This is a genomic window from Glaciimonas sp. PCH181 (assembly GCF_003056055.1).
GTDB lineage: Bacteria > Pseudomonadota > Gammaproteobacteria > Burkholderiales > Burkholderiaceae_D > Glaciimonas.
Genome location: NZ_PYFP01000003.1, coordinates 437,746 through 459,735, shown reverse-complemented (window position 1 = coordinate 459,735; position 21,990 = coordinate 437,746). Strand labels below are relative to the sequence as shown.

Here is a 21,990-nt window from a genome sequence, read left to right as displayed (position 1 = left end):
CCCTCCAGTAGAATAAGAGCAAACACAACGCACCACACCACATCCAAGTGCGTTGTCAGCAAAAACATTAAGGCGTCAATGCTGATCCAACTGCCTGCTTGGCAGTAATGTCGGCAACCGTTTTCTGGATGATATCCAATCGAGCCGTTGTAGATGGATGAATGGCGGTATAGCCATTTGCTACGGTGACTGGATAGGCTGCTGCCAGACGTTGCCAAAATGCGGCGGCGTTATCAACCTTATAGCCAGCGCGTGCGACCATATACAGCGCAAGTTTGTCCGCTGCGACATCTAATTGCTGCGTATAAGGTTTGACGCCAGCGCCGCCTGATAGTGAAGTAGTATCAGGTCGCAGACGTATCAAGTTGTCGATAATCCCACTCATCGTGGCGGTCATGCGTAGTCGGACGATGTGCATCAATGAGTTATGTGCCATTTCACGTGCGATTACGTAAGCCAGTTCGTCATCAGTTTGGGTAAATTTCACCATGCCGGCGGTAATGAGGACGCGGCGGCCATCGGCAAAACTATTAACGTTATCGGTATTTCCCAGCTCGATACCAAATGCGCAGGCACGCGTTAGCGGCACGTTCAGATTAATGTTCTGACGGTTCCGTGTTAATCCCAAGTTAATCGTCGTGCTTCGACTGACCAATGGTCCAAGCATTAATGCTGCCTGGCGCTCGGCATTTGGGCCGGATGGCACAGGTTTGCCCTGTATCGTCGCCAGTAAATCGCCAGGTTTAACGCCTGCCTCAGCAGCGCCACTTCCGGCCAATACACCCGTGACTTGAAGTTCGTCTGACAGGCCGAGAGAAGCCTGTGCTGCCTCAATGAATTCACTTGAATAAGAATATTTTGTTTTTGCAGTAAAGCCAAGCAGATTGCGCGCATTGTTGCGGCAAAGGTCTGCGTTATTGACCAGCAGTGGTGCTGCTACAGCATATAAGCGGTCTTGTTGCGTCACTAGCGCGCGTAATTCAGCCTCTTGAGGATTTTTCGGCGGTTTTATCGGTGGTAATACTGGTTTGGTTATCGCAACCGCAGGTGGTAACGAGGGTGATACGGGGAGAGGTTCTTGCGTGGCGCAAGCGGTAAGTAGGATCAGGGGTAACGTCACGGCGTAACGCTTTACATCTAGCCATTGTCGATAATTGTTTACCTTCATTGGATTTCCCATCAGTGTTTACCTGTGCTGCCGAAGCCGCCAGTCCCGCGTTCGCTGCTGTCGAATTCGGCAACGACGTTAAAACCGACGCGCATTACCGGCACGATGATTAGCTGCGCCAGCCGTTCCATCGGATTAATAACGAATGTCGTGTCGCCGCGATTCCAGGTGGAGACCATCAGTTGCCCTTGATAGTCGGAGTCAATCAGACCGACCAGATTGCCCAGCACAATACCGTGCTTATGACCCAGACCACTACGCGGCAAAATCATGGCGGCGTAGGCAGGATCGCCGAGATGAATCGCCAGCCCGGTGGGGATCAAATGCGTTTCACCGGGATTGATCGTCAATGGTGCATCGAGGCAGGCCCGTAAATCCAGTCCGGCACTGCCTTCGGTAGCGTACATCGGTAATTGATCTTGCATGCGTGGATCGAGAATTTTTACGTCTATTGTTTTCATGGAATAAATTTATCTATTCAATATCTGGTTAAAAGGTGCGTAAGTTCAGCTACAGAATACGGCTGCAATACGCATCGACCAACTCACCATCGCACAGTTGCATCACGAAGGATCACCACGGATCACCACGGATCACGATAATAGCGACGTCTGCCATGCCATCAGCAAAACTAGGTAAGACGTTTTGCAATTTCCGCAATTAGCTGACGTGCCAGTTGCAGCTTGTCCGCGCGAGGAAAACTGGTATGACCTTCGACGTCGAACAGCACGAGTTGGTTCTCGTCTTTTCCAAATGTATCGTGGCCGATGTTGCCAACCAGCAGGGGAATGTTTTTCTTTTGGCGCTTTGCTTCTGCATATTCCAGCAGATTTTCAGATTCTGCGGCAAAGCCGACACAGTAAGGCCTTTGCGTTAAAGGCAGCGCGGCGACTTCGGCAAGAATATCCGGGTTCTGCGCGAATACTAATTCCGGCGTACTTCCCGAAGCATCTTTTTTAAGTTTCTGGTCGCTGGAGTTGGCGACATGCCAATCAGCTACTGCCGCCACGGCGATAAAAATATCCTGCCCCTTTACGTGTGCCAGCACAGCATCGTGCATTTGGCGCGCACTGAGAACGTTTACACGTTGCACGCCAAATGGCGCCGGTAATGCAGTGGGGCCGGAGATCAGCAAGACTTCAGCGCCAGCTTCTCGGGCCGCGCGTGCCAGTGCATAGCCCATTTTTCCGGAAGAAAGATTGGTGATGCCACGCACCGGATCAATGGCTTCAAACGTTGGCCCGGCGGTCAGTAGCAGGCGTTTGCTTTTTAAGGTTTTAGGCTGAAATGCGGCGATCACTTCTGCTAGCAATTGATCGGCTTCCAGCATGCGCCCCAAACCAACTTCACCGCAGGCTTGTTCACCAGCTGCCGGGCCGAGTAATTGAATGCCGTCTTCTGCTAACTGCCTGGCGTTGCGACGGGTGGCTGGGTTTTGCCACATTTCTACGTTCATCGCAGGTGCTATTAATAGAGGTAATGAGGCTGGTCGCGCCACGCACAGCGTGGACAGTAAATCATCGCAGACGCCATGGGCCAGCTTAGCCATAAAGTCAGCGGAGCAGGGGGCGATGACGATGACATCGGCATCTCGGGTGAGATCGATATGCGGCATGTTGTTGCCGATACGTGCGTCCCATTGATCGGTAAATATCGGTTGTCCTGACAAGCCCTGCATCGTGACTGAAGTGATGAATTGTAGCGCGCCTTTGGTCATGACGACTTGGACCGATGCGCCTGCTTTGATGAAAGCACGTGAAAGTTCTGCCGCTTTATAGCAAGCAATGCCCCCGGTCAGGCCGAGTACAATTTTTTTACCAGCGAGATCCATGATTACTCCTGGAGTAAAACGATCTAAAACAAGGCGACGTCAATCGCCTATTAATTTGCCAATATACGCGTCTATTTACAGACTTATTTATTCACGCGGCGCAGCTCGTCAATGATGAACAATACCGCGCCTATACAAATAGCGCTATCGGCGATATTAAAAGCCGGCCAATGCCAGCGACCGATATAAATATCGACAAAATCGATGACGTGACCATAAGCGATGCGGTCAGTGACGTTGCCAATCGCGCCGCCCAGTATCAAAGCCAGTGCGGTACAAAACATGCGTTGACCGGCATGCCGCTTGAGCAAAAATATAATGAAAATCGCGGCAGCAATGCCGACCGCTGTGAATAAATAACGTTGCCAACCGGAAGCAGAGCCGAGAAAACTAAAGGCGGCACCGGGGTTGTACACCAATACCAGATTGAAAAAAGAGGTTACCGGATGCGATTCACCGTAAGTAAACAGGCGCGTAATGGTGACTTTGGATAACTGATCTAGCAGAATCACGATCCCTGCTATTCCCATCCACGGCAGTAATCCTGCGCTTAATTTGGTGGGGGAGCCGGATCTGGTCGGGGAAGAACGTTTTTTAGTGGCCATAAATGGTTGTTTCAATATGCAAAAAGTTGTACCGGACGCTAAGTAATCGTAATGAATGGTGGTAAAGAGCGACCTGAAATCACCGCAAAGCTGATTTCAGGTCTGCACCGAGACTAAGCTAAGCGAAATGACGATTTTCGCCTTTGCCGAACAGATTGGAAACACAACGGCCGCATAGACCCGTATGTTCAGCATGGCTGCCAACGTCAGCCCGATAATGCCAGCAACGCTCGCATTTTTGTTGTGTCGACGGCGTGACGAGGATCGTTTCTTCCGCCTCTGAGGTGACTTCTGTGGCAGTGGCCGCAGAGGTGATCAGGATAAATTTCAGATCGTCGCCAACGCTGCTCAATAATGCGTATTTGGCAGCCGTCACCTTCAGTTCTACTTCCGCTTGCAACGATGAACCGATCCCGCCAGCAGCACGTACTTCTTCGAGTTGCTTGGTCACTTCGGCCCGCAAAGTACGCAACGCATTGAATTTCTCAATCAATGCCGCGGCATTTTCAATGACTGGTAGCGTGTAGTAGGTTTGCGTGAAAATCGTTTCGTCACTTTCTGCATAGACCTCTTTGCTGGCGAAGAACGACCATGCTTCTTCAGCAGTAAACGACAGCGTTGGGGCGATCAAGCGCAATAGTGCTTGCGTGATATGCCAGATCGCAGTTTGCGCTGAGCGTCGGGCATGCGAGGCGACGCCACCGGTGTACAGGCGATCTTTCAGAATATCGAGGTAGAAGCCACCCAAATCCTCCGAGCAGTACATCTGTAATTTTGAGATGACCGGATGGAATTCGTAGCCTTCGTAGTGTTGCAGAATGTCTGCTTGCAATTGCGTCATGCTAGCGATTGCATAGCGGTCGATTTCCAGTAACTCGCCGATTGGCACCGCATCTGTCAACGGATTGAAATCGGACGTATTGGCTAGCAAGAAGCGCAGCGTGTTGCGGATACGGCGATAGGATTCGGTGACACGTTTCAGGATCTCGTCAGAGATAGTGATCTCGCCCGAATAGTCACTCGACGCAACCCACAACCGCAGGATTTCTGCACCCAGCGTATCGGATACTTTCTGTGGTTCGATACCGTTCTTTAGCGATTTCGACATCTTTTTGCCTTCGCCATCGACGACAAAGCCATGCGTCAACAACGCCTTGTATGGCGCACGGCCATTCAACATCGATGAGGTCAGCAACGAAGAGTGGAACCAACCGCGATGCTGATCCGAGCCTTCCAGATACAGATCGGCCGGAAATTGCGATTGCAAATGATGCGATCCACGCAATACGGTTTGATGTGTCAGCCCGGAATCAAACCAGACATCCAACGTGTCCCGGTTCTTCATGTACAGATCAGCTTCGTCGCCGAGTAGCTCTTTAGGATCAAGTGCTTGCCATGCTTCGATGCCGCTTTTTTCGATGCGCTGCGCGATTTGTTCTAGCAATTCTGCTGTGCGAGGATGCAATTCACCTGTTTCTTTGTGAACGAAAAATGCCATCGGCACGCCCCATTGGCGTTGACGTGACAAGGTCCAGTCGGGACGGTTAGCGATCATTCCGTGCAAACGGGCTTTGCCCCACGCCGGGAAAAAGGAGGTGTCTTCAATCGCTTGAATAGCCGTTTTGCGCAAGCTGTCGCCGCCGTCTTTTGGCGTGTTATCCATGCTGGCAAACCATTGCGAGGTTGCGCGATAGATGATCGGCGTTTTATGCCGCCAGCAATGCATGTAGCTGTGATCAAACATTTCCAGTTTGAACAGCGAGCCGACTTCTTCCAAAGCAGCGCAAATCGGCTTGGATGCTTCCCAGATTGTCAGTCCATTGAACAGCGGTAAAGTAGACGCATAACGGCCATCGCCCATCACTGGACTAAGAATGTCGTCGTCTTTCAGGCCGTGTGCTTTGCAGGAAATAAAGTCTTCGATACCGTACGCTGGCGCCGAGTGAACGATACCGGTGCCGCTATCGGTGGTGACGTAGTCGCCCAAATACACGGGTGACAAACGGTCATAGCCCGGATGTGCGCTGGCTAATGGATGTTTAAAGTTGATGAGTGACAGAGCCTCACCTTTGCAGGTGGCGATGATCTTGCCTTCAAGACCGAAACGTTCGAGCGAGGCGGCGACCAGATCTTGCGCCAACAGCAACAATAGCGGTTCGCCCTTACGCTCGGTTTGCACCAATGCGTAATCGACTTCTGGATGCACATTCAGCGCTTGATTCGACGGGATGGTCCACGGCGTGGTGGTCCAGATAACAACATAGCCTTTCTCAACCGGCAATGTCGCTAGTCCGAATGCTGCAGCCAGTTTTTCTGGTTCTGCAAAGGGAAAGCCAACATCGATCGATGGATCGCGCTTGTCTTGATATTCGACTTCAGCCTCCGCCAGCGCAGAGCCGCAATCGAAACACCAGTTGACCGGCTTCAGGCCGCGATATACATAGCCTTTTTCCAGTATCGTGCCAAGTGCGCGCAGTTCATCGGCTTCGTTGCTGAAGTTCATGGTTTTGTACGGATTGTCCCATTCACCCAGAACGCCTAGACGGATAAAGTCTTTACGTTGCAAATCGATTTGCTCGTTAGCGTAGGCGCGGGCTTTGGCCTGCACTTCTGCTACTGGCAGATTTTTGCCGTATTTCTTTTCGATCTGGATTTCAATCGGCATACCGTGGCAATCCCAACCGGGAACGTATTGCGCATCGAAGCCAGCCATATTGCGGGCTTTGACGATCATGTCTTTCAGGATTTTGTTGACTGCGTGGCCCAGATGAATTTCGCCGTTGGCGTACGGAGGGCCGTCATGCAGAATAAATTTTGGACGTGCTTTGGAGGCTTTCCGAATCCGCTCGTAGACCTTTTTTTCTTGCCATTGTTTGACCCATTGCGGCTCACGTTTAGCGAGATCACCACGCATCGGGAAAGCAGTTTCGGTCATGTTGACCGGATATTTGCTTTGCACTTTAGCCGCTTTTGCGGTCTTGTTATTTTCTGGCTTAGGTGTTTGAGTTGGCTGGTCGGACATAATTTTTCTTCAATGAAATTCAGTGGATGTCTGCGACAAATTGGCACTTGCGGTGAGCAATGCTACGACAGCGGTAACACTACTATAAGTCAGTCAAGATGCGCAGACATAATGCGAACAATGCGATGGGCTGTAACGGGACAGCGTCAAATTCGGTCGGTCGCTGAAATCGCGGCGCTGTCATGCTGACGGAAGTAATCGCGCGTATTTTGAACATCGCGCTCGATTGCCGCAGTTAATGTCGGCAAATCGATGTATTTCTCTTCATCGCGCAGTTTCTGCAGAAACTCAATTTTTACGACTTTACCGTAACAGTCACCGCTGTAATCAAGGATAAAGGCCTCAAGCAAAACATGTCCGCTTTTATCCACTGTGGGGCGGGTGCCGATGCTGGCTACCGCAGGCAGCGGTTGTGGCGTCAAACCATGCACGCGCACCACGAAGATCCCCGAAAGTGCCGGTTGTTTGTGGTGGACACGCAAATTTAGCGTGGGAAAGCCGATTTCACGCCCCAGTTTTTTGCCGTGAACGACGTGTCCGGAGATGGAATAAGCATGACCGAGTAAAGTTCTCGCCGAGGTAAAGTCACCCGTTGCCAGCGCAGCCCGTACCGCAGACGAGGATACGCGGGCACCGTCGTTCATGACGTTCGGCAAAGTAACTACTTGAAAACCGTATTTTTTACCCGCTTCGATCAGGGTGGCGATATTGCCGGCACGACGTGCGCCAAAACAAAAATCTTCACCGACCATCAACCAACGGACGTGTAAGCCTTGAACCAGCACTTTTTCGATAAAGTCTTGTGGTGACAGGGAGGAAAAATGGGCATTGAAATGTTCGACAATCACGCGGTCGATACCGGCCTGCGCCAATGATTGCAGCTTGTCGCGCAAATTGGCAACGCGGGTGGGTAGTGTGACGGGATGATTCGATTGCTGTGCAAAAAATTCGCGCGGATGTGGCTCAAATGTCATCACGGCGGCATCGATGCCTAATTCTGTCGCTGCTTTACGCACATACGCGAGCAAAACCTGATGGCCGCGATGTACGCCGTCAAAGTTGCCGATAGTTAACGCGCAAGGTGCACGCGATTCAGCGTTGGGAAGTCCGCGAAATACCTTCATGGAAATGGCCGGGATAGATGTTGCAAAACGGTAGATTATAAATGCTTTCGTGCCGCAACTTGCGCCTAGTGGCGGAATGGTTGATTGTTCTCTATTAATATTTGCTTTAATAACGTGGAAATCAACTGAAAAATCGCCCAAAAGGGCGATTTTCGTAGAAGATTGCCTCGAAATAGCAGAGGCGCACTAACAAAAAGATAATTAGGCCGGTTTATTGCCTAACAAATTTCCCAACATCCCGGCAAGCTCTCCTAAACCGCCACTGACTTCCTGTGCCTGGCCATTTGGTGTTAATTTATTAATTAATTCCGGTAGGATTTCCGACAAATGACCAGCGGTTTCTTCTTTAGACAGACCGGTAGCTTGCGCTAATTCGTCCAATTGACCACTACTGCCCAATGCCTGCTGCACCTGATCCGGGGAAACCGGCTGATTCTCACCATGACCTACCCAAGAGCTGACCACATCGCCTAACCCTGCATTCTGAAATTGACTTAGCAAACCACCTAAGCCGCCCGAATTTGCACCGCCAGCACCCGATTGATTGGTCAGCATGCTCAGGGCAGCTTGAATCAGCATTGCTTTCGGATCGTTGGTTTGCGCTTGCTGTCCTTGCGCATTGCTGACCGCGCCAAGTAAGCTATCTAATAGTCCCATCATTTTCTCCTGAGTAAAAAGATCGCCAAATTAAGGCGGATGAAAAACGATTTACGCCGCTATTGCATTCCATTGTAATTGGCGGCAACTCAAAAACCAGCCTCTATCCTCGCATAGTTTTATTACATCTCACCCCAAATGGCATTTAACGCTGCCAGCGCTGCAAGGCCGGCGGTTTCAGTACGCAAAATTCTGCTGCCCATAGACAGCATCAAAGCACCTTGCGCGCAGGCGGTATTTTCTTCCGCCTCGGTGAATCCACCTTCTGGCCCAATCAGCAACGCGACCGATTGCGGCGGTTGGTGACGGGCCCAGTTTGATAGCGATTCTTCGCCACGCGGCGATAGGAGGATCCGTTTATGCAAGTCCTGCTGCCCCAGCCAGTCGTTCAGTGATGTTAATGTAGCAAGATTTGGCAAGCGATTGCGACCGCTTTGCTCGGATGCTGCAACAATCACGGCTTGCCAATGCGCTTGTTTTTTCTCAACACGATCTGCCGAAAGTCGCACTACGCAGCGCTGTGCGGAGATCGGTTGGATCGCCGCCGCCCCTAGTTCGACGGCTTTTTCGATAATCCAGTCTAGTTTTGACGCTTCAGGCAATGCTTGCGCCAGCGTCACGGCGTAGGGCAATTCGACTTCTCGCGGTGAAAAAGTTTTAATTTCTACACTTACGCGCTTTTTTTCAATACTAGCGATGGTCGCCGTGAATTCGCCGCCGCCGCCATTAAATAGGGTAATTGGCGTACCCAGCGCCAATCGCAGCACTTGAATATGGTGGGCAACGGAGTCCGGCAACGCCAAAGTGGCGCCGATTTCAAGTTGGGTGGGGATATAAAAACGCGGCATAGGCAAAAAAAGTGCAATAGTATTAACAGGCAGTCGCCGCCCGGCTTGGACCAGATGCCGCAGCATTGGATAGCATCGGGCAGGGCTAAAAGCGGTCAGTATGAAGGAATATGCGCCAATCCGCCATTTCGATCTGGCTGTGATTAGTCCGAATCCGTTCACTCTCCGTGAGGCCCGGCAATCTAAAAAGGGGCGTTTTACTAGCTGCAAATGCCGATCGGTGCGGAAATGCAGCGTTAGGGGCAGCATTTTGGTAAAATATTGCGCTTTGGCGCCTTCTGTGTAAATAACACTCAGCAGCACTAGTAATACTATTTATTTAATATTATTTATCTGCGCCGCTTGCTGCATCCCGCCCAATCATTGCCTAACTGTAAAAACCATGACCTCCACACTCCCGACCTCGAAGATGGCCAACGCGATTCGCGCCTTGGCAATGGATGCAGTACAAAAAGCCAACTCCGGCCATCCAGGCATGCCTATGGGCATGGCGGAAATCGCAGTAGCGCTATGGGCCAAGCACTATCGCCACAATCCTGCTAATCCAAAATGGATTAATCGTGATCGTTTTGTGTTGTCGAATGGTCATGGTTCAATGTTGCAATACGCGTTGTTGCATCTCACCGGCTACGATTTGCCGATGGACGAGCTGCGCAATTTCCGCCAAATGCATTCGAAGACACCAGGCCATCCTGAAGTAGACGTGACGCCCGGTATTGAAACCACGACAGGCCCATTGGGTCAGGGTTTGACAAATGCCGTCGGTATGGCATTGGCAGAGAAATTGTTGGCAGCAGAATTTAATCGGCCAAATTTCCCTGTTGTTGATCACTACACTTACACTTTTGTCGGCGACGGCTGTCTGATGGAAGGCATTTCGCATGAAGCCTGTTCGTTAGCAGGTACGTTGCGTTTGTCGAAATTGATCGTGCTGTATGACGATAACGGCATTTCGATTGACGGGCACGTTGAAGGCTGGTTCAAAGACGACACCCCAAAACGTTTCGAAGCCTATGGCTGGCATGTTATCCGCAGCGTTGACGGACATGACGTGGAAGCGGTTAACGCGGCCATTCATCAAGCCAAGCTGGCTGACAAACCAACTCTGATTTGCTGCAAAACAGTCATCGGCAAAGGCTCGCCAAATCTGGCTGGCACCGATAAAGTCCATGGCGCAGCATTGGGCGATAAAGAAATCGCCGCCGTTCGCGAAGCATTAGGCTGGACCTCTGCACCGTTTGAAATTCCTGAAGATGTTTATGCCGCATGGGATGCAAAAGCCCACGGTCAGCGTTTTGAAGCGCACTGGAACACACTATTTGCCGCCTATAGCGCAGAATTCCCGACTCAAGCCGCTGAGTTGACGCGTCGGATGAAGGGCGAATTGCCGGGCAATTTTGACGAGACGTTAAGCGCTTATGTTGCTACCTGCGTCGAAAAGCAAGAAACGATTGCCACCCGTAAGGCTAGCCAGAACGCGATTCAGGCATTCGCGCCGGTATTGCCAGAGTTTCTTGGTGGTTCCGCCGATTTGACCAGTTCGAATCTGACCAACTGGAAAGAATGCGTCGCGGTCCGGGCAGATCAGGCCGGTAACCATATTAACTATGGCGTGCGTGAGTTTGGTATGAGCGCGATGATGAACGGGATCACGTTGCACGGCGGTTATTTGCCGTTTGGCGCAACCTTTCTGACCTTCTCCGATTACAGCCGGAATGCCTTGCGCATGGCGGCATTGATGAAAATTCGTTCGATTTTCGTCTTTACGCATGACTCTATCGGCCTTGGTGAAGACGGTCCGACCCATCAATCGGTTGAGCATGTCTCCAGCCTGCGCCTGATTCCTAACCTGGATAACTGGCGTCCTTGCGACACGGTTGAATCGGCAGTGGCATGGGGCCACGCGGTCAAGCGTCATGATGGCCCGAGCACATTAATCTTTACCCGTCAGAATTTGCCATATCAACAACGTGACGCCGCCCAAATCGCGAATATCCAACGCGGCGGCTATGTATTGAGAGATGCAAAAGACGCAAAAGGTATCATCATTGCCACCGGTTCCGAAGTCGAACTGGCGATTAAGGCGGCAGATGCATTGGCGGCGGAAGGCATCGCCGTGCGCGTGGTCTCCATGCCAAGCACCGACGTATTTGACCGTCAGGAAGCCTCCTACAAAGCCAGCGTGCTTGAGCGCGGCTTGCCACGGGTTGCGGTCGAAGCTGGCGTGACGTCGACCTGGTATAAATATGTTGGCTTGGAAGGTGCAGTTGTCGGTATCGATACTTTTGGCGAATCGGCACCGGCGAATGTGCTGTTCAAACATTTCGGTTTCACGGTTGAAAATGTCGTTGCCAAAGTCAAGCTGACGTTGGCATGAGCGTAAAAACAGATAAAGCAAAAAATGTGGTTGATGGCGTCACCGATGACATCATAGATGACATCACTGAAGTCACCACTTTCACCAATGTTGTTGGTGATTTCTCCGTACGCCGCGCTACCGTTGCCGATGCAGCGGACATTGCGGTAGTCCGGATCGACAGCTGGCGCGCAACTTATCGCGGCATACTTCCGGTGGACTATCTCGACGCCATGAAAGTTGACGAGAGTACGGCGTTGTGGGCGCGCATAATCGGCGCCGCATCGGATGCTGCATGTGTGTTTGTTGCTGAAATTGGCGGCGAGATTGTCGGGTTTGCTGCCGGGATGACGTTAAGCGAGGCCAAGCTTGGCTTCGACAGTGAATTAACCGCTATTTATTTGCTTCCGTCAGTCCAGCGCGCTGGCATTGGCCGTCGACTGGTGGCGCACGTTGCGGCGACGTTGGCTAGCGCTGGTGCAAATAACATGTTGGTATGGGTGTTGTCGCAGAATGATATTGCGCGGCAGTTTTATACCAAGCTGGGCGCTGAGTTGCTGAAGGAACAGGCATTTAGCTGGGACGAAGGTCTGGATTTGCAAGAGACTGGTTACGGCTGGCGTACCATACGCGTTAAATAATAAACGTGTAAAAGACGGCGACAAAACAGTGGGATTAGTGAAAGTTAAATGATGATGATTGTTCGCAATCATCTGAATTGAATTATTGTTCATACCTTAGGAGAGAAGCATGACTATTCGCGTTGCAATCAATGGCTATGGCCGCATCGGCCGCAACATCCTCCGTGCGCATTACGAAGGCGGTAAAAAGCATGACATCGAAATCGTTGCGATCAATGATCTGGGCGATCCAAAAACGAATGCCCATCTGACCCAATACGATACTGCGCACGGTAAATTTCCAGGCACAGTCACAGTCGATGGCGACGCGATTGTCGTCAACGGCGACCGCATCAAAGTGCTGGCGCAGCGTAATCCAGCTGAACTGCCATGGGGCGAGTTAAAAGTTGACGTCGTACTGGAATGCACCGGCTTCTTCACTACCAAAGAGAAAGCCAGCGCCCATATCCACGGCGGCGCCAAGAAAGTCATTATTTCTGCACCGGGTGGTAAAGATGTCGATGCAACGATTGTGTTTGGCGTCAATCACGATGTCCTGAAAGCCACCGACACTGTCATTTCTAACGCTTCATGCACGACTAACTGTCTGGCACCGCTGGTCAAGCCACTGAACGACACTATCGGCGTGGTTAATGGCTTGATGACAACGATTCACTCGTACACCAACGATCAAGTACTGACGGACGTGTATCACGAAGATTTGCGTCGGGCGCGTTCGGCCACGATGAGCATGATCCCGACTAAAACCGGCGCAGCTGCCGCCGTTGGTCTGGTCTTGCCAGAGCTGAACGGCAAGCTGGATGGTTTCGCGATTCGCGTACCGACCATCAATGTGTCGCTGGTCGATTTATCGTTCGTTGCTGCCCGTGAAACTACCGTTGAAGAAGTCAACGCGATCCTGAAAGAAGCATCGGAAGGTGCATTGCAAGGCGTCCTGACCTACAACGTAGAACCTTTAGTATCGGTCGATTTCAACCACAATCCCGCATCGTCGAATTTCGATGCAACGCTGACTAAAGTGTCGGGCAATCTGGTGAAAGTATCGAGCTGGTATGACAACGAGTGGGGTTTCTCAAACCGCATGTTGGATACCACTGTTGCACTGATGTCGGCTAAGTAAGCTGTAAAAGGTTTGCTACGACAGTAAAATTAAAGCCTCGCGAGTCGGGGCTTTTTTTTGAACAGCAATTCACGTTTTCAAGTTGTTTCTACGTTGCCGGCGTCGCAAATACTGTCGCCAATAATGCCGTTACCGCCGTTACCTCTGATGTCACCCATTCTGGCGATATGCGCGCACGTTCATCGCCTTGCAGGCGGCGTTGATGCTGTAATTTGCGATAGTGGCGATATGCGTTTGCCACCTCGTTGGCAAGCGTTGTGTCGATCAATCCCAGATCGCCACATAATTTTAGCAACGCAATATTGCCGATATCAGCGGTCAGTTCTGGATGTGTTGCAGAGTATCGCAAGATCAAAAACTGCACTAAAAATTCGATATCGATCATGCCCCCGGCATCGTGTTTCAGATCAAACAGCGTGCTGCGATTGCGGTTGGCGTCGCGCATTTTTTGTCGCATATCGCTTACTTCCTGCTGCAACTTTAGCGGATCGCGGACTTGCCGCAATACGTCTACGCGCAAAGCCTCAAAGCGCTCGCCAATCTGACTATCGCCGGAACAGAAGCGGGCGCGAGTTAGTGCCTGATGCTCCCACAGCCACGCTGAATTGCGTTGATATCTTTCGAAGGTGGCAAATGACGATACCAACAAGCCGCTGGCACCATCTGGGCGTAAGGCGATATCGATGTCAAACAAGATCCCGGCGGAAGTATGGCTCGTCATCCAGGTGATAAAACGTTGGGCCAGCTTGGCGTAGAGCGCTGGCGCATCCTGATCGTCATCGTCGTACAGAAAAACGATATCCAGATCGGATGCGTAGCTAAGTTCTTTGCCGCCTAATTTTCCATACGCAATGACGGCGAATTTCGGTACTTCGCGATGGCGATTAGGAAAGGTTTTCCAGACCGACTGGATCGTCGTGTCGACCAAAATATCGGCCAGTAACGACAGATAATCAGCCAGAGTTTCTACGCTTAATTTACCTTCCAGATCTTGCGCCAACAGGCGGAATAACTGAACATGGTGCAGTTCGCGCAGCAGATCGAGTTGGCGCTCGGTATCGCCCGCAACAGCGTCCATCTGGCGTTGACAGTCTTGCGCAAAAACCGGCCAGTCGGGCACCGTGTTGAGATGGCGATTATCCAGCAATTCATCCAGCAGGATAGGGTGACGTGTCAGGAATTTAGCGGCCCAGTCGCTGGCCCCGATCATGCGGATAACGCGGGTCAGCGTATGCGGATATTCAGTCAAAAGCGCCAGATAAGCGGCGCGGCGCGCGATGGTTTCCAGAAAATCCAGCAAGCGGCCTAATGTGTTTAGATGCGAAGTCGATTCGGCGCTATTTTTCGACTCCGGCAGCGCGCCAATGATCGGCAATGCCACGTTAATCAATGCGGTGAAACGATTGCGGCTAATTTCCGGCAAGCTTTGTATGCGCGGCGATTGCCAGATCGATGCCAGACGACGAGCGGCCTCTTCGGCATCGCTAAAACCCAACGACGTGAGTGTGCTGGCGATGGCCTCCGGGCTATCTCTGTCGCTCAAGCCGCATAGTGGGCAGTCGCCATCGCTATCGTTTTTGCCGCCATCGGCATTCGCGGTCTGGCCGTTTTGTTTATCGCTAAAGATGGCGTCAAACTGGGCGGCAACTAACACTCTACGCTTTTCCAATTCGTGCAAAAGGGTGGGCACATCCTCAAATCCCATGGCTTGCGCGATGATCAGACGTTGCTCTTCGCTTGTCGGCAATGTATGGGTCTGGGCATCTTCGAGGTATTGCAGGCGATGTTCCAGATTGCGTAAAAAATCGTAGGCTTCTAATAACTGGTCAACGTCAGTGGCCGTGAGTAAATTCTTTTTAACCAGTGTCCGCAAAGTAGAACGGGTAGAGCGATCGCGCAGATCGAGATCGCGTCCGCCGCGTATCAACTGAAAAACCTGCGCCAGAAACTCAATTTCACGGATGCCGCCGCGTCCCAGCTTGACGTTATTATTCCGATCCGGGTGCAAAGTCTCCTGCCGCCGTACCTCGGCGCGGATTTGTCCGTGCATCAAACGCATCGCATCGATGGTGCCGTAATCCAGATAACGTCGGAACACAAAAGGCCGGGAGATGTTTTCCAGCAGCGCGATATCTTCCGGTTTGCCGGTCATTGCCCGTGCTTTGCACCAGGCATAGCGCTCCCATTCGCGCCCTTGCGTCACCAGATAAGTTTCCACCATATTTAAGCTGGCGACCAATGGACCGGACGCACCATTCGGCCGCAGCGCCATATCCACGCGGAAAGTGAAGCCGTCTTCGGTGATGTCGGCAATCGCAGCTATCAGTTTTTTGCCAAGACGCACAAAGAATTCGTGATTGGAGAGAGTGCGTTGTTCAGGATGTTCGATCAGGGTATCGCCGTCTTCGGCATACACAAAAATCAAATCGATATCCGACGATACATTCAGTTCGCCGCCACCGAGTTTGCCCATGCCCAGAACGATTAACTCTTGCGCCAGGCCTGATTCTTCCCCGATAGGCGTACCGTGCAGCGCGACCATTTCGGTCATGAGGCTGCTCAAATGGGTTTGCACCACAAAATCAGCAAAGTCCGTCATCGTACTGACGACCTCTTCCAAATCGGCCACGCCGCTCAGGTCACGCGCAATTAGCGTACAAATAATCAGGTTACGCAGCCGCCGCATCGCACGCGGCAATGGCATGCCAGCATCCATTTCCTTTTGTAACAGTTGCGCAAAGGGCGCATTGCTTAAGGATAATTGCGCCAGATCGGCAATTTTTTCTGAGCGGCCAGTTTCCGCATTGACCCAGCGGGTATAAAAATGGGAGGCAGAGGCAATGCTAATGAGAGATGTAGTCACAGCTTTTTATCGTGAAATAGATGATGGAGTAGGGCTTTGATAGACGTAGCGCGTTTTGCAGCAACTTATGTGACTATTTGGTGACAGTCCGGTGACGACGCGTTGACTACCAGATGACAGCGCATGAAAGGCGCGGTAAGGATCGATGAAGGCATCGATGAGATGAGTTTGAAAATACGTTTCCCCCGGTTTTAATTGCGATTTATAGGTGTTTTAACGGGTTTTAATATTTATCCCCAACGATCCATGCGAACATAGTGACAAATCCTTGGTCTGATTAATTCGGTAGCGCGCAATAGATTTATTTTACCTTGCGTTATCGGCATTATTCATCGATTTTTCTGCTTTGTTTTCAGTTTTTCCTTAGCTTAATATTAATAAATAAAACATCTTTATATTGATTTAATGTCTCAAGAGCAACAAAAAAACCCTCCTGCCGAGTCGCGTTTTCCACGTCAGCACCTCAGACTTTTGTGGCGTCAAATTGTGGGCGGATACAATCACATCAATCGGATAACCCACCATGTGGCCGGGTTTGTCCTGAAGACCCTGATTGTTGCGTATTTTTTGTTTTGTGGCGTATTTCTGACTTTGCGCTACGTGGTGCTGCCGAACATTAATCTATACAAAAGTAACGTCGAACAGATCGCCAGTAACACTATCGGCAGTCCAATCACCATCGGTGAGATTGCAGCCTCCTGGGATGGATTTCAGCCCAAGCTGACGTTGACTAATCTGCTTGTTCACGACAAGAAAAATGCGCCAGCCTTAAGTTTGCCTGAGGTCGTGGCCACGCTGTCATGGCGCTCCGTATTGCTTGGAAGATTGCGTCTGGATGCGCTTGAGATTAATCGGCCTGATCTACAAATTGCGCGTGACGCGCAGGGCAATCTGTTTGTCGCTGGCATGCCAATTACTAAAACAGAGAATGGCGGCGGCGGTGCCGAATGGGTGCTTGAGCAGCATCAAATTGTGATCCGGCAAGGTAGCATCCGCTGGAACGATAAACAGCGGGCGGCGCCTGAATTGACATTGACAAATGTTAATTTAGTGTTGCGTAATCGCTGGCGTCATCATTTTCTATCGGTACAGGCGACTCCTCCAGCTACTTTCGCTGCACCAATCGACGTGCGCGCCGATTTTGCCCATCCTGCATTTGTCCGAAAAAGGGCCGATATCAGCCGCTGGAAAGGGACGCTGTACGCCAATCTGCGCGACACAGATCTAACCATCTGGAAGGCCTATATCGACTATCCGGTAGAGCTGAATCAAGGCAAAGGATCGGTACGGGCATGGCTGGATCTGGATCAAGCCAAAGTACGCAATTTCACCGCAGATCTTGAGTTGTCAGATTTGTCCGTGCGCTTGCGTAAGGATCTGGCATTGTTGGCATTACGCAAAGTGCACGGCAGGATTTCAGCACGGGAAGAAATTGGACCGACGCCGGTAGATGGCACTCCGACCTTTGGTGCCAATGGGCATCATGTTTCGCTGATCGATTTTTCGTTAGAAAACAGTGACGGTCTGACTTTGCCGCGCACGACTATTAACGAATCTTATCTCCCCGCAAAGGGAAAACTGCTGGAGCGCTACACATTAACGGCTGACCATCTCGATCTGGCAACAGTCGCAGATTTTGCGCAACGTTTGCCGTTGACGACCTCACAGATTCAGATGTTGAGCGATTTCTCGCCGCGTGGTCAGTTGCAGGATTTCTCTGCGCAGTGGCAGGGTGCTTATCCTTCGCTGGTTTCCTATCAAGCGAAAGGGCAGTTTAAGGGCTTGCATCTCAACGCCCAGCTTGCGCATGTGGCCCAGCCTAAAACAGCGTCGATGCCAGCCCAACCTGCCATGCCCGCGATTCCGGGTGTCGATAATCTGACGGGTAGTATCAACGCCAGCGAGGTCGGCGGCACGTTGCAACTGGCATCGGAAAAAATGTCCTTCACGTTGCCTGGCTATTTTGCCCAACCGATCATGCCGTTTGATCTGCTGAATGTGCAGGCGAGCTGGCATTTTCAGAATGCCGCGCCAGAGAAGGCCGCTGCAACTCACGCAAAAATAGATGCAAAAGCGCCGCTTCCCGCGCATGGAAAAAATCTGCTTTTACAAATTGCCAGCATGAATTTTGTGCAGGATGGCTTGGTTGGTTCATTATCCGGCAGTCATTTGTTGCCGCTGGATGATCATCCCGGTGCTGGACTTGGCATGATTGATATGACCGGAAAAATCAGCGAATTTCAAATAAACAAGATCGGTACTTATTTACCGTTGCATACGCCGCAACATCTGCGTGATTGGCTGGTCGGTGCATTAAAGGATGGTAAAGCACGCGATGTCACGATTAAATTGAAAGGCGATCTGGCGCATTTTCCGTTCAACCTGCCAGCGAATGACCCCACCGCGAAAGCGAAGGGCGAGTTCAGTGTTTTTGGCAAAATCGAAAACGGCAAGATGGAATACGATCCCGGCCATTTTGGACAAGACGGCAAGCAGCCGTTGTGGCCGTTGTTAGAGCAAATTAACGGCACCATTGCGGTGGATCGCAGCCGATTGCAGATCAAGGCCGATAGCGCCAAAACGTCGAATGTCGCGCTGACCGAAGTGGTCGCCACCGTACCGGATTTGTTGTCGCATGACAGTATGCTGAATATCGATGGAAAGGGCGCGGGTTTGCTCAACGACTTCCTGTCGTTCACTAACAATAGTCCGGTCGATCACTGGATCGGCAATTTTACGAATGAGTCAGAGGGCAAGGGCAACGCGCAATTGCAACTCGGCTTGAACATTCCGCTAGCGCACGCGATGGATGCCAAAGTGACCGGCGTTTTACAGTTTATGAATAACGATATGGTCTTGCAAAAGATAATTCCCCCACTGCAAAGCGTCAGCGGAAAGCTTGAATTTAATCAAAAAGGATTCAATCTGAACGGCCTAAAAGGAAATTTTCTAGGCGGTCCGGTACAAGCCAGCGGCGGCACGCAAGCTGACGGTATCAGCAAAATCAAAATTGACGGTAATGCCTCACTGGATGGTATCAGAGCCGCTTATCCGATGGCGAATGCGCAAAGTATTTTAAGTCATGCCAACGGTGGCAGCCGTTACAGCGCTACCGTGACGATCCACGATCATCACACCGAACTACTGATCGATTCGAGCTTGCAAGGGGTCGCGCTAAATTTCCCTGCGCCCTTACGCAAAGCGGCTAATGATAGTTTGCCGCTGAAATTTGAATGGGTTGGCATGCCGTCCGACGATGCATTACACCTGCGCGACGAAATCCGTGTAGCGCTGGGAACCGCGATTACGGTGCGTTATCAGCGCCAGAAAACTATTGAAAAAGACGCTGAATGGAAAGTGCTGCGCGGCGGTATCGGCGTGAATACCCCAACGCCGGATCCGGACAGCGGTGTGGTTGTCAATTTGAATACAAAGTCGTTGAATCTGGATGAATGGAGCCGTCTGGCCAATGCCGCCAATGACGCCGTAAGTCCTAAAACTGGCGCAGCGGAGTCCAGTCAGTTCAACGGCATTGCGCAGTATGTTGAGCCGGAAGTGGTGGCGGTACGCGCCAACGAGCTTATCCTGATGGGTAAGAAACTGAATAATGTCGTGGTCGGTGCTTCCCATCAAAAAAATGTCTGGCAAGCAAATATCGACTCGGCGCAGGCGGCGGGTTATGTGACCTGGAATACTGTGGCGGTCGGCCATGGCATCGGCAAGGTGACAGCACGGCTCTCCTCATTAATCATCCCGGAAAATGCGGCGACGGACGTTAAGGAAATATTGGAAAGTAAAGATGCATCGACCCAGATACCAGGCCTCGACATCGTTGCGGAAGATTTTCAATTGTTGGGCAAAAAACTGGGACGATTAGAGTTGGTCGCCAACAATGAGCGCGCCGAGGTCGGCAGCGAATGGCGCATACGGCAATTGTCGATTCGTAACCCTGATGCAGAGCTAAAAGCCGCTGGGAAATGGACCACCATCAATGACAACAATGTCACTAATCTGACCTACGCCTTGGACGTCAATGATGCGGGCAAACTGCTGGAACGCTTCGGTTTTGCGCATGTGCTGCGCGGTGCCAAAGGCCGCATGGACGGTGATATCACCTGGAAGGGCTTGCCATTTTCAATCGATATTCCGTCGTTGTCAGGCCAAATTAATCTGGATATGAAAGAGGGCCAGTTTCTGAAAGTTGATGCCGGTGCAGCCAAATTGCTCGGAGTACTCAGCTTGCAGTCTTTACCGCGCCGCCTGACGTTAGATTTTCGTGATGTATTTTCAGCGGGCTTTGCGTTTGACAGCGTTGTTGCGACGGCTGCCATCGCCCAAGGAAAAGTTACTACGGACGACTTTAAAATGCGCAGCGTTGCCGCGACCGTATTGATGGCTGGCAGTGCCGATATTGCTAAGGAAACGCAGAATTTGCATGTTGCGGTGCTGCCTGAAATCAATGCCGGAGCCGCTTCGTTGGCTGTGCTGGCGATTAATCCGGTGGTCGGTATAGGTACTTTCCTCGCACAGTTATTTTTGCGTGATCCGTTGATGCGCGCTTTTACTTTTGAGTATGATATTACCGGCCCCTGGAGCGATCCCGTGGTGAAAAAGCTCGCACATAAAGATGCGCCAAGCGGCAGCAAGAACAGCAACGCCACGGCTGTCGGTCATGACTGAATTGTGAATGATTGCGTTACCGCATATTGTGAATCATCGCGCTAGCCTGTGAAGTCTGTTGGCGCTGCTGCAACCATTTCAAGAAGACGTAAATACAACTAACCTGACAGTCGGAGTATGAACATCATGAATGAAGCAAAGACATTCAATATCGCAGCCATCCAAATGATATCGACACCCCACGTCGAAGAAAATATCGCCACCGCCCGCAGACTAGTCGCCGAGGCGGTGCAGCAAGGTGCTCAACTAGTATTACTTCCCGAATACTGGCCGATTATGGGACGGCATGATAGCGATAAGGTGGCGATTGCCGAAGCCGTCGGAAAGGGCCCGATTCAACACTTCATGGCCGGTCTGGCAAAAGAACATAAGATTTATTTGATCGGTGGTACGTTGCCGCTGATTTCACCAGAAGCTGGCAAGGTGCTCAACGCTACGCTGGTGTATGGTCCGGATGGTGAGCAAGTCAGCCATTACGACAAAATCCATCTTTTTAACTTTACCAAAGGTGAAGAATCGTACGACGAAGCGCGGACCATTTCTTACGGTAAAGACGTCACCACTTTCGATGCGCCATGCGGCAAAGTCGGTCTGTCAGTTTGCTATGACCTGCGCTTTCCCGAGTTGTATCGCGCCATGGGCAATTGCAGTCTGATCGTGATGCCAGCCGCGTTCACCTATACCACCGGCCAGGCCCATTGGGAAATCCTGCTGCGTGCACGTGCCATAGAAAATCAATGCTACGTTTTGGCCGCCGCCCAAGGTGGCAAACATCCCAACGGTCGTCGTACATGGGGCCACAGTATGTTGATTGATCCTTGGGGTGAAATCAAAGCGGTGCTGCCAGAAGGTGAGGGCGTTATCAGTGGTGCTATCGATCCGGAATTTATGCGCAGCGTGCGGGAGAGTTTGCCAGCGTTACGCCATCGGAAATTGTAGTCGTGCCTGATCACACTAAGTAAGCAATCAACTAGATACGCTGGCGCTAACTGATGAAATCGGCATTTGGCCGCGTTCTTTTATCCGGCTTTGGCGCTGTCGTTAATACCCGAATCTACTGCTCGCTTTATGTTGC

14 protein-coding genes are annotated in these 21,990 nt (G+C 51.3%); 5 read left to right on the top strand and 9 right to left on the bottom strand.

Features of this window, described 5'->3' with window-relative positions; all coding sequences use genetic code 11:
• Positions 1–67: 67 nt before the first annotated feature.
• From C7W93_RS22665 to C7W93_RS22630, 8 genes are all read right to left on the bottom strand, one after another.
• Complete coding sequence (locus C7W93_RS22665; protein ID WP_225870006.1) at positions 68–1,168, bottom strand: M48 family metallopeptidase; 1,101 nt, start codon at positions 1,166–1,168, stop codon at positions 68–70.
• Between the two features lie 11 nt (positions 1,169–1,179).
• A complete protein-coding gene (gene dut / locus C7W93_RS22660) occupies positions 1,180–1,629 on the bottom strand; it encodes a dUTP diphosphatase (protein WP_108442590.1) in 450 nt (149 codons plus the stop codon).
• Between the two features lie 170 nt (positions 1,630–1,799).
• A complete protein-coding gene (gene coaBC, locus C7W93_RS22655; RefSeq protein ID WP_201747336.1) occupies positions 1,800–2,999 on the bottom strand; it encodes a bifunctional phosphopantothenoylcysteine decarboxylase/phosphopantothenate--cysteine ligase CoaBC in 1,200 nt (399 codons plus the stop codon).
• Positions 3,000–3,082: 83 nt separating this feature from the next.
• Complete coding sequence (lspA, locus tag C7W93_RS22650) at positions 3,083–3,604, bottom strand: signal peptidase II (protein WP_108442588.1); 522 nt, start codon at positions 3,602–3,604, stop codon at positions 3,083–3,085.
• A gap of 118 nt (positions 3,605–3,722) precedes the next feature.
• Positions 3,723–6,626: an isoleucine--tRNA ligase gene (gene ileS / locus C7W93_RS22645; protein WP_108442587.1), complete on the bottom strand. Its 2,904-nt coding sequence runs from the start codon at positions 6,624–6,626 to the stop codon at positions 3,723–3,725.
• A gap of 146 nt (positions 6,627–6,772) precedes the next feature.
• Positions 6,773–7,750: a bifunctional riboflavin kinase/FAD synthetase gene (locus C7W93_RS22640; protein WP_108442698.1), complete on the bottom strand. Its 978-nt coding sequence runs from the start codon at positions 7,748–7,750 to the stop codon at positions 6,773–6,775.
• A gap of 201 nt (positions 7,751–7,951) precedes the next feature.
• A complete protein-coding gene (locus C7W93_RS22635; RefSeq protein ID WP_225870005.1) occupies positions 7,952–8,410 on the bottom strand; it encodes a YidB family protein in 459 nt (152 codons plus the stop codon).
• 119 nt (positions 8,411–8,529) lie between these two features.
• Positions 8,530–9,255 (bottom strand): 16S rRNA (uracil(1498)-N(3))-methyltransferase, encoded by a 726-nt coding sequence (locus tag C7W93_RS22630; protein WP_108442697.1) that lies wholly within the window; start codon positions 9,253–9,255, stop codon positions 8,530–8,532.
• Positions 9,256–9,637: 382 nt separating this feature from the next.
• Here C7W93_RS22630 and tkt point away from each other — a divergent pair, with 382 nt between their 5' ends.
• The 3 genes from tkt (at position 9,638) to gap (ending at position 13,372) form a co-directional block, all read left to right on the top strand.
• Positions 9,638–11,632 carry a transketolase gene (gene tkt / locus C7W93_RS22625; RefSeq protein WP_108442585.1) on the top strand — a complete coding sequence of 665 codons (1,995 nt, stop codon included), beginning with the start codon at positions 9,638–9,640 and terminating at the stop codon, positions 11,630–11,632.
• The gene (locus C7W93_RS22620) at positions 11,629–12,252 is read left to right on the top strand and encodes a GNAT family N-acetyltransferase (protein ID WP_108442584.1); all 624 of its coding nucleotides are present in this window, start codon (positions 11,629–11,631) and stop codon (positions 12,250–12,252) included. Before tkt ends, C7W93_RS22620 begins: the two co-directional genes overlap by 4 nt.
• A gap of 109 nt (positions 12,253–12,361) precedes the next feature.
• Positions 12,362–13,372: a type I glyceraldehyde-3-phosphate dehydrogenase gene (gap, locus tag C7W93_RS22615; protein WP_108442583.1), complete on the top strand. Its 1,011-nt coding sequence runs from the start codon at positions 12,362–12,364 to the stop codon at positions 13,370–13,372.
• An 88-nt stretch (positions 13,373–13,460) separates the two neighbouring features.
• Here gap and glnE read toward each other — a convergent pair whose 3' ends face one another.
• On the bottom strand, positions 13,461–16,235 hold the full coding sequence (glnE, locus tag C7W93_RS22610) for a bifunctional [glutamate--ammonia ligase]-adenylyl-L-tyrosine phosphorylase/[glutamate--ammonia-ligase] adenylyltransferase (protein ID WP_108442582.1): 2,775 nt from the start codon (positions 16,233–16,235) through the stop codon (positions 13,461–13,463).
• A gap of 486 nt (positions 16,236–16,721) precedes the next feature.
• Here glnE and C7W93_RS22605 point away from each other — a divergent pair, with 486 nt between their 5' ends.
• Together C7W93_RS22605 and C7W93_RS22600 are read left to right on the top strand one after the other, a co-directional pair.
• Complete coding sequence (locus tag C7W93_RS22605) at positions 16,722–20,915, top strand: YhdP family protein (protein ID WP_225870004.1); 4,194 nt, start codon at positions 16,722–16,724, stop codon at positions 20,913–20,915.
• Positions 20,916–21,041: 126 nt separating this feature from the next.
• On the top strand, positions 21,042–21,854 hold the full coding sequence (locus tag C7W93_RS22600) for a carbon-nitrogen hydrolase family protein (RefSeq protein WP_108442580.1): 813 nt from the start codon (positions 21,042–21,044) through the stop codon (positions 21,852–21,854).
• Positions 21,855–21,990: the final 136 nt, after the last annotated feature.